Raw genomic sequence first — 8,602 nt, 5'->3', positions numbered from 1 at the left:
GCTCCCCGCGGCCGCGGCGTTCTCGCGCGCGGCGGTCACCTGGGCGTCGGCGGCGCGCGACGCGGCCACGGCGGCGTCCAGCTGCTGCCGCGAGATGATGTTGCGCTCCGCCAGCGGGCGCAGGCGCGCCAGGTCGGCGCGGGCACGGTCGGCATTGGCCACCGCCTGCGCCACCGATGCGGCGGCCGCGGCGGCCACGGCGCGCTGGGCGTCGGCCTGCGCGTCCGCCTGCCCGCCGGTGCCGTCGTCCCCGGCCTGGGCCAGCAGCGCCGCCATCTCGCCCTCGGCCTGCTGCAGCTTGGCGCGCAGGTCGCGGTCGTCCAGCCGCACCAGCAGGTCGCCGGCCTTCACTTCCTGGTTTTCCGTCACCCGCACCTCGGCCACGTAGCCGCCGGTGCGCGGCAGGACCGGGGTAATGTGCCCCTCCACCTGCGCGTTGTCGGTGCTTTCGTACGCCCGGCCGTTCCACCACTTCCACCCGAACCAGCCGGCCAGCACGAGCACCAGCGTCAGGACGATGGGAAGGACGGGCCGCTTGCGGGCCGGGGCCGGCGGCGCGGCGGGGGCCGCCTCCGGGGCGGCGGGCTGATTGGCGGTGCTGCTGCTCATGCGTGTCTCCGGGGTCGGTTAGCGGAGCGTGTCGGTGGTGCCCGTCGCGCGCGCCAAGGCAACGCGGGCGGCGGCGGTGGCGAAGCCCGCGTCGATCACGGCGTCCCGGGCGCGGACGAGCGACTGCTGGGCGTTGATGACTTCGATGTTGCCGGCGATGCCGTTGGCAAAGCGCTCGCGGGCCTGCGAAAGCTCCTCCTGCGCAAGCCGCAGGCGGTCCGCGGCGATCTCGGTCTGCTCGCCCGCGCTGGACACGTCCAGCAGGGCGGAGCGCACCTCGGCCGCCACCTGCCCGCGCACGTCGGCGGAGCGCACGCCGGCTTCGGCGGCCACGGCGGACTGCTCGGCCTCGCGCGCGCCGCGGCGGTTGCCGTCCCACACGGGCACGGACACCTGCACCCCCACCTGGTACGTCGCGATGCCGTCCGTGGGCTGCACGCCGGAGTAGCCGTAGTCGGCCAGCACGTCCACGCGCGGCAGGCGCTCGGCCCACAGCGCGCGGCTCCCCGCCTGCGCCGCGCGAAGGCGGGCTTCCTCGGCCTGCAGCTCGGGGCGGCGGGCCAGCGCCGTTTCCACCGCGGCGTCCGCGGCCGGGGCGCCGGGGTGCACGCCGTCCGTGGCCAGCGTGTCCGTAAGGGCAAAGCGGGTGGCCGGGTCAACGCCCAGCGCGCGGGCCAGCTCCACCTGCGCCTGCGCGGCCTGGTTGCGGGCGACGGACAACAGGCCGCGCGCCGCCGCCACCTGGGTCTGCGCGCGCACCACGTCGATCCCCGCCGCCACGCCGCGGTCCAGCTGTGCCCGGGCCAGCTCCACCAGCTCTTCCGCGAGGCGAACGTCTTCCATGCGGGCGCTCACCGCCGCCTGCGCGCGCTCGGCGCGCACGTACGCCAGGGCGGCGCGCTGGCGGGCGCCCTCCGCCGCGGCGGCGCGCTCGGCCTCGCTCCCGGCCACGGCGGCGCGCTGCACCCGCACCCGCGCAATGCCCGCCGGGTCGTACACGGGCGCCGCCACGCGCACGCGCGCGTCGTACACGTCGTACGGACCGATGCGGTCCGGCGTGGTGGTGCCCGGCGCCGAGGGGAACGAGATGCCGAAGGTGTTGCGGTTGCGCGTCTGGTCCACCACGCCGGCGGCGGCGCTCACGCTGGGCAGCAGGCTGCCGCGGGCCTGCGCCACGCGGGCCTGCGCCTCGGCGGTGCGAAGCTCGGCGATGCGCACCGCCGGCGCGGTGTCGGCCGCCACGGCCACGGCCCGGGCCAGGGAAAGCGCCACGGGGGGCGTGTCCTGCGCCCGCGCGGCGTGGGGAAGAACGGCCAGCATGGCCAGGAATATCGTCTTACGCATCGGTCTCCGTCTCCGCCGTCTTCGCGATGCCGCGAAGAAAGATGTCCATGTGCAGATCCAGGTACGTCGTCATTTCCAGCGGCTCCGGGTCAAACGCCAGCATGGAGTGCCGGTATGCCGCGCCCTGAACCAGCGGCGCCAGCACCAGCCGCGCGGCGTCGTGCAGCGGAAGGTCGCCGCGGAACTCTCCGCTCTCGATGCCTCGGCGCAGCGCCGAAGCAAAGATGCGGCGGGCGCGCAGCACCACTTCTTCCACGTAGTAGCGGGTGAGCTCGGGAAAGTTGGCCGACTCCGCCGTCATCAGCTTGGCCATGTACGAAAGCCGCGAGTCGCCGATCTTTTCCCACCACGCGTGCACCAGGGCGCGCAGCAGGTCCGCCGCGGGCCCGGTGTGCCCGGCCACCAGCCGCTCGCCCATCTCCAGCCGCGGCACCACCGTCTCGTGCACCACCGCGCGAAACAGGTCTTCCTTGCTGGGGAAATACAGGTACAGCGTCCCTTTGGTGACCCCGGCCGCCCGCGCGATCTCGTCCATGCGGGTGGCGGTGAACCCCTTGGTGACGAACAGCTCCAGCGCGGCCTCCACGATCTCGCCGGGGCGCGCGTCGCTGCGCCGCCGCCAGCGGGGAGGCGTCTCGGATTCGCTCTGGGGTGTGGTGTCGCTGGCGTTCATCGTTGTCTCCGTAGTAACTGACCAGTCGGTAATATAATGCGTTTGATCCTCAAATCAATGGTCTGATGTAACCAGGTTTGTGGATTATGGAAATCGTGCGTGTTGTCACACCCATCTGCCCGGCCAGGCTCCGCCGCGGCGAACAGATCCACAAAAACAGGCTCACGACCGTCTACATGGGTACAGCTCCGTGGCTGGGCACGCAGTATCCAGCAGCTCATTCCGAACTCTGGAATCATGGCCTGCTGGGAGCCTGAGCCCATCGAAACGGACGCTTTCATCCGGAAGGTACGGGACCGCAACATCGTGATTGTGCTCACGCGATCGCGACGCGAAGTACCCGATGCTTACCATATTCGATTGAGCAGGCCTGAGTCCGTGCCGCTGAGCTCAGGAGAGAAGAGGTTAGACGGATTCAGCCCTGAGCGGGATCGGATCGGGCCGGGCTACCAGGCGATTGATGCCGGACCTGCAAAGGTTGACGCGGATTGAGCGCCGAGGTACTTTCGGCCGCCGTATAGCAACGTTTCTACACGGGGCGGCTCAGATCGACGAGCCGCCTTCGTCGTTGTACCCCCCCAGCCGAGATGCTTTCGGTCTTCCAGGCAGCAATCCTCAACAGCACAGCATCCAGTGACCCGCCGCTTCAGTACCTCATGCACGGCCGCCGCGGCCACCCTGTTCGCGGTGGCAGCGGTCGCCTGCAGCGACAGCGAAACGCCGCTCGCACCGGAAACAGCCGAGAGCCCGAACGCCGTCGCGCTACACAACGCCAGTGGACGGGATCTGATCACCGACGATCCCACGGCACTCGCCACCCGATTTCGGGAGATCGGAACTGGAGACGAGCTGCTCGTCTGGCTCAAAGACCCTCGAGTCGCTCCCAGAAGCGCATCCGTCTTCACGCAGATGGGGATGCCCGGCCAGCTCGTAATCGGTCTTCCGCGCCCGCAACAAGGGCAGGAAGCGCGGCACACGATAGAGCCATTTAGCCGCCCGGGTGGCGCGCTGAACGGTCTTCTCTCAGCTCTTCAGGCCCAGGGAGCGGAAGTACCTATCAAGGCCGCGCTATGGCGTTCTTGCGCCTGAAAGTCCCCCATGAGGCGCTGGTACCAGCACTGAACGTGCTGCTTCACCACCCCGCGGTGGAGTACCTGGCGCCGAATACGCTCCATGTCGGCCAGGCATTTTCCTCTCGGAATCGGCCAGCAGCACTGAGCATCGTCGACGATGCCGAACTCGATTACAAGCACCAGTTCCATCGCGTTCCGCAGGCGTGGGCGTACTCGCGTGGGGCTGGGGTCAAAGTGGGAGTCCTGGACAGTGGCTTGGCCGGGTGGGCAGGGAGCGGAACGTACCACGAGGATGCCCGGGACCTTACTACGATTCCATACTCATCGAGTGGGATCCGGGCGCTTGGGTTCGTGGACGACATCGAGGGAAGTCCGGGGACGTTCGGCTCAGGGTACGCATACGACGACCATGGCCACGGCACAGAGATGGTGGGTCTCGTCGGTGCAAACCAGAATGGCTTTGGCGCTGTGGGCATCATGCCTGAAGGCTACACCTTGAGCATGAAGGTGGCGTTCAACACTCACCTTCGAGCCGAGTGGCACTGCGGCTTCTTCTATGGATCCGAGGAGCCCTTCTGCCTGGAGGACGACGATATGATACGAGCCCTCGACTACGCTGCCGCGGACGGAGTAAAGGTACTGTCGCTGTCGTTCGGAACCGACGCATCACCCATGTTGCTAGACGCCCTCTACCGAGCGTACACGGACCACGATATACTAATATTGGCGGCTGTTGCGAATAACTCCACGCAAGCGGACATCACTCTCGCCAAGTACAGCTTCGCCTTGGGAGTTGGCGGGATCGACGGGTACGGTAACCGGGACGGCGTAGACCAGTACTCGTCCGTCGTGGCCACAACCTATGGAAGAACGCTGAAGGCGTCCTGCCCGGGATCGACGTACTGTGTTCCGGCAGGATATGGGCTCAGCGCTGGGACTTCTGCGGCGACGGCGACGGCGGCCGGGATCGCGGGCCTGCTTCGGGCGTCAAACCCGGGTATGACCGCCGCACAGGCGAGACTGCGGTTGATCAGTACAGCAACAGGAGCCCTGCGGACCCTCGATGCGGAAGCGGCGATCCGGAACATCTTGCCGCTCACCGTCTCTATAAACGGTCCCGTCACGCCGGCGTTTGGTGGCACATACACGTGGAGCGCAGTCCCGGCTGGGGGCCTGGCCCCGTTCCGCTACGAGTGGATACGCAACGAGAACGTTTTCACCGGTCCCTCGTATACGGGCCCGGTCGGGACGACCTCGTTCCAACTCAAGCTTCGAGTCATTGACGCGAGGGGCTTGGAAGCCGAGAAGACCATCACGGTCCAACCTTCGGGCACTGCCAGCACGTGCTCCCCAATCGTGTCAGGAACAAAGAACATTCCTTGCTCCACCTGAAGCTTACCATGAATAGAAGACTAGGGGCCATCCTCCTCGCTCTGGTGGGCGCAGCCTGCGAGGGCTCGACGGGACCAGACGTCGCCATGCGCTTCGAGGTGGCTCCGGTGTTGCTCGACACCATCGTGTTCAACCCGGGAGCTCCTAGGCCACACGCTCCTCCGCCGACGACGGCCGGCCTCGAAGGCACGGGCCTCGTGGTCCGCGGGTACTATGAGACTCCGTGCGCGGGGGACCGGGTGAAGGGCTACGCGCGGCGGCAAGGCGATGCCATCCGGGTACTGGTTACGTCAGAGCGGAGTTCTTCGAACTGCGCGTTCAGGACTGACCCGTATACCTATGCAGCCATGCTGGATGGAATCGGGGGGACAACACACATCGTCGTAGAGCACCGGCGAGACGGGAACCGCCCGGACGGCGTCGTTCTGGACACGAGCCTTACCGCTCCGACCCGACCATGACCAGGCGCTGCTCACTCTCCGCGGAGCCGCGAACCGTCTCCCGCTTTTTGCCGTGTGACTCTGGGCACGTTTGACGAGCGGTTCCCCCGAACGGAACACGGGACAGCTGAGCGGAGAGTCAGCCTTGGTGAAAACCTGGCGCGATGCGCGCGGTCCGTGATAGACCCGGAAATTCCACCCCAGGTAGATTTCTCGCGTCTTCGGGTCGATTACGTTTGTGGGAACAGGTTCCGGGTTCAGAATCACACCAACGCTCGTTTGGTGCTGACCCTTGTTACCTTAACGGCGAGTGGCACCAGCGAGAGCAGACATGTTTCCGGCGCCGTCGGTAGGAGGCTGGACGAGCTACACCGCGCCGCTGACCAGGGCGCTGCGGGTCAGCTACGACGGAAGGCAGGTCGCGACCGTAACCAACACCGGTCGACGCTGCGACAGCACCTGAACAGGTTTATTCCACCCAGCTTCGCCGAGCATCCGGTCCACCGGGGGCTCGGCAGTCAGTGGAAAGGGGGCACCCGCAGGGCGGGTGCCCCCTTTCCTTTATCAATTCACCAATGTCAAACGATGGCCAGTCTTTAGCCGGCTGTCATCTCCCCCCGCACGATCCAACGTCCGCGCCTCTCTGGACCTCACCAGAGCGTCCCCTGAATCCGTGAGCGGGGTTCATGACACCTCCTGTTTCTTTGCGGAACTACAGTTCCTGATCGATCCACTCAGGGACGCGGTACGCTGCTTCACGTAAATCGCCCTGGCCCCGCGTGCGGCTCCGATGCGAACGCCGCCGGTTGCGCCGGTTCCGCGCGAGCACTCTCCTCCACGAAGTTCTTGGTCTCGCCTCGTTTCGCGTGGCAGCGCACAGATGAACCCGGGAAGCCGGACGATCAGCTCTCCGTCGTGGTTGCTGGCCCCGGGCAGGCTCTACGTAACCCGTTGCATTGCAGGCGGCGCGAGCCTGGGGGTCGGGGCGGCGGAATGGGAACTATCCTCGTACGGTTTTATGAGTGTTGGTACTATGCACTCGTTATCTCGATGAGTGCTGCCGCTGTGGCTGCGGCGCTCGGGAGCACTCTTTGGCGAGGCGAAGGTTCCTCGACTGGAAGAACAGATGGCCGTAGAGTGACGAAAGCATGTCGCGGCTTCACCCGCCTCGGCAATGACAACGCAGCGCGGAACGACCAAACAACCGCGCGGGAGTACATAAGAGGATGGGAACAGAACCCCGATCCCGCCGCCGCTTCAGGCCCGCGTCTTATCGGCCCAGGCGTGCCGATCTGATCTGTCACGGTCCCTGTCGCAAGAGCCGGGCTCCTGCTTGTGGCTGGCTATGTCTTTGTGCTTTTTCAGCCTGTGCATCGCCCCGATCCCAAGGCCGGGGCCGACCGCCAAGATGCCGAACGCGAGCGGCCACCCGCCCGTATCGCGCAGGTGCGGAACCGCGGCGATGGTCATGGAGGTCAGCAGGAACCCCAGCGCGGTCTGCAGAGTCAAGGCGGTGCCGACGGCGTGCTCCGGGGCAACCTCGGTGACGACCGCGCTGAACTGGGCGGAATCAGCAACGACCGAGAAACCCCAGATCAGTCCTACCGTTACGACCAGCCACGCAGGCGCGGCGAACAGCCATCCCATCAGCAGCGCACACGCCCCGCTCACCGCCATCGACCAGATGGTGATCCGCTCACGACCCAGCCGATCCGCCCACCGCCCCGCCAGCACGGAGCCGACCGCACCCACGGCGATTACCGCAAAGGCGACGCTGCCGGACAGCGCGCCGGCGCGCACCTCGGACGCGCCCCGGGCGAGAAAGAATTCCGAAAAAAAGATTGGCACCGCCACCCACATGGCGTACAGCTCCCACATGTGGCCCAGGTAGCCGCCGATGGCCAGCCGCGCCGGCCGGCTGCGTGCCACGTCCCCCAGCAGCCCCCATGAAAACCGACGCCGCGCGAACGGATACGGCCCGTCCCGGTACGTCGCGGCCACGAGCAGCGCGGCGATCACGGCGCCCACGGACGCGGTGAGCACCACCTGCGGCCAATCCAGCGAGGGAAAGGCGCGCAGCAGGTAGGGCATCGCCTTGCCCACCGTCAGCGCGCCCACCACGGTGCCGATCGCCAGCCCGCGCGCGGAGCGGAACCAGGTGGAAACCATCTTCATGGCGGGCGGATACACGCCGGCCAGCAGCATGCCCGTCGCGAAGCGGAGCGCCACCGCCTGCCCGTAGCCGTCGGCCAGGGTGAGCGCGGCGTTCGCCCCGGCCGCCAGCAGCGCGGAAACGGCGAAGTAGGCGCGGCTGGGGATGAGATCCGCCAGGTTCAGCAGCGCGGCGATGGCGGTGCCGGCCACAAAGCCCAGCTGCACGGCGCCGGTAAGCCACCCCGCCTGCGCGTCGGTGAGGTGCCAGAGCGCCTGCAGCCGCGGCGACACCGCGCTCGCGCTGAACCACAGCGACATCCCCAGCAGTTCGGCGATGGCCAGCAGCACCAGCGCCCGCCACCGCCGCGGGTCGGCGTCGGTTTGCGGGGCGGATGGGGGTGGGGATGGGGATTGATGCGGCACGTTTCGGCGGCGGATGCGGAGGCGTGATGAAAAGGTTCGGCGCGGCGGACGGGGTGGCCCTCACCCGACTCGCTAAAGCTCGCCACCCTCTCCCACGAACAGATGTGGGAGAGGGGGCACACCCCAACGGCGGTATGGCGCGTCGGGCGAGGGTTGGCGCATGCTGCGGGCGGTCCTTCCGCCCTCAACCCCGCTCCCGCAGGTGGGCGAGGGGGAGCCGTTCGGCGCGGGGCATGGTTTGGCGCGCGTCGCCAGGGCCGTGCGCCGGGTCGGTTGAAGCCCCGATCGTGGGCGCGACAGCGGCCACGAGTCGGGGCTTACCGCTGTTCGAGCGGCGGATTCATCCGCTCAGGTGGGGGTCGGGTGCAAACGGCGTCGCGCTGCGCGCGGGCCCCTCCCCCGGCCCCCATAAGCGTTAACTTTGAACTATAAAGCATTGTAGCCGAGCGACCTGTGAAACTCGTTTACGTCGTGCCGGCAGCAACCGCTCGCGC

Annotated in this window: 6 protein-coding genes; 2 read left to right on the top strand and 4 right to left on the bottom strand. The window is 67.6% G+C overall.

Annotated elements, in window-relative coordinates; genetic code table 11:
* The 3 genes from VF665_RS21990 to VF665_RS21980 all read right to left on the bottom strand — a co-directional run.
* A partial coding sequence (locus VF665_RS21990; RefSeq protein ID WP_331055622.1) for an HlyD family secretion protein occupies positions 1-609 on the bottom strand: 609 nt, incomplete at its 3' end.
* 18 nt (positions 610-627) lie between these two features.
* Positions 628-1,953: a TolC family protein gene (locus tag VF665_RS21985; protein ID WP_331055621.1), complete on the bottom strand. Its 1,326-nt coding sequence runs from the start codon at positions 1,951-1,953 to the stop codon at positions 628-630.
* The gene (locus VF665_RS21980; RefSeq protein WP_331055620.1) at positions 1,946-2,626 is read right to left on the bottom strand and encodes a TetR/AcrR family transcriptional regulator; all 681 of its coding nucleotides are present in this window, start codon (positions 2,624-2,626) and stop codon (positions 1,946-1,948) included. Before VF665_RS21980 ends, VF665_RS21985 begins: the two co-directional genes overlap by 8 nt.
* A gap of 633 nt (positions 2,627-3,259) precedes the next feature.
* Between VF665_RS21980 and VF665_RS21975 the strand changes: the two genes are divergently transcribed.
* The gene (locus VF665_RS21975; protein WP_331055619.1) at positions 3,260-3,715 is read left to right on the top strand and encodes a hypothetical protein; all 456 of its coding nucleotides are present in this window, start codon (positions 3,260-3,262) and stop codon (positions 3,713-3,715) included.
* 35 nt (positions 3,716-3,750) lie between these two features.
* Entirely contained in the window at positions 3,751-5,091 is a 1,341-nt protein-coding gene (locus VF665_RS21970) for a S8 family serine peptidase (protein WP_331055618.1), read from the top strand.
* 1,697 nt (positions 5,092-6,788) lie between these two features.
* Here VF665_RS21970 and VF665_RS21965 read toward each other — a convergent pair.
* A complete protein-coding gene (locus VF665_RS21965; protein ID WP_331055617.1) occupies positions 6,789-8,033 on the bottom strand; it encodes an MFS transporter in 1,245 nt (414 codons plus the stop codon).
* Positions 8,034-8,602: the final 569 nt, after the last annotated feature.

Source organism: Longimicrobium sp., assembly GCF_036387355.1.
Classification (GTDB): domain Bacteria; phylum Gemmatimonadota; class Gemmatimonadetes; order Longimicrobiales; family Longimicrobiaceae; genus Longimicrobium.
This window is presented reverse-complemented; position numbering and strand designations above follow the sequence as displayed.